Raw genomic sequence first — 598 nt, 5'->3', positions numbered from 1 at the left:
TTTGAAAGCGTCTTTGCGCATCATTGGAGGCCCATCCACTCGCCGATCGCCTTTTCGAGCTGCCCGCGCTTGCGCGTGCTTGGCCCTGGTCTTCGTTTCAAGCGCGCTGGATTGCGGTATGTATTCGTAACAGAACGTAGCGCGATCGAACGTAGCGCGAGAGGAGGAGATATCGTGCGCTGTCAGGTATTCGTATCCGGCGGCGGCGTCGCCGGACTGACGCTGGGACTCATCCTGGCCAGAGGAGGGATCGACACCGTCGTCGTCGAACGGAGCCCCGGCGAGAGTAAGATGTACAAGGGAGAGCTGCTGCAGCCCAAAAGCCTGCAAATCCTACACCGGCTCGGGCTGCTGGAGCAGCTGCAGCAAGAGAGCTTCGTCGTCCGGACGATCCGGATGCAGGAGCAGCAGCCGGATCCTCCCGAAGCCGGCAGACAGGCGCGGGATATCGTCTTCGACTACGGTCGCCTGGCCGCTCCCTATGATTATGCGCTCATGCATCCGCACGAGCAGCTGAAGCAGCGGCTGCTGCAAACCGCGCTCGCCCAGCCGACGTTCCGCTGGATCCAGCCCGGCTCGTTTGCCGGGCTGGCCCGCG

The 598-nt window shown here is 63.0% G+C and carries 1 protein-coding gene; it reads left to right on the top strand.

Annotated features, from left to right (window positions below; translation table 11 throughout):
- Positions 1 to 174 precede the first annotated feature (174 nt).
- A partial coding sequence (locus PA598K_RS31890) for an FAD-dependent monooxygenase (RefSeq protein WP_185602344.1) occupies positions 175 to 598 on the top strand: 424 nt, incomplete at its 3' end.

It is taken from the genome of Paenibacillus sp. 598K, assembly GCF_003851045.1.
In the GTDB taxonomy this organism is placed as follows: Bacteria; Bacillota; Bacilli; order Paenibacillales; family Paenibacillaceae; genus Paenibacillus_D.
The sequence above is the reverse complement of the archived record's forward strand: the minus strand, read 5'-3'. Positions and strand labels throughout refer to the sequence as shown.